A 268-nucleotide genomic window follows, 5' to 3' on the forward strand; every position below is an offset into this window, starting at 1 on the left:
TCCCTGATCATCCTGGTATTGCCTCAGCTATTCTGACGCCTATTGGTCGCGCTAATATCGAAATCGATATGATCGTACAAAACCTCTCAACCAATGGTACGACAGACTTTACCTTCACTGTCAATCGTGGCGACTTGGACAAAACATTAAAAGTGTTGAATGAAGAAGTCAAAGACGAGATTGGAGCTAACGAAATACTTGGTAATAGTGAAGTAGTCAAGATATCGCTAGTGGGTGTTGGCATGCGCTCGCATGCTGGAGTTGCTAG

At 44.0% G+C, this 268-nt stretch carries 1 protein-coding gene; it reads left to right on the plus strand.

What is annotated here, in order from left to right; all coding sequences use genetic code 11:
- Positions 1–268: ACT domain-containing protein (locus tag AAEY72_RS15065; protein WP_352311374.1), on the plus strand; the 268-nt coding region annotated here is incomplete at both ends.

Source organism: Psychrobacter sp. W2-37-MNA-CIBAN-0211 (assembly GCF_040309405.1).
GTDB lineage: Bacteria > Pseudomonadota > Gammaproteobacteria > Pseudomonadales > Moraxellaceae > Psychrobacter > Psychrobacter glaciei.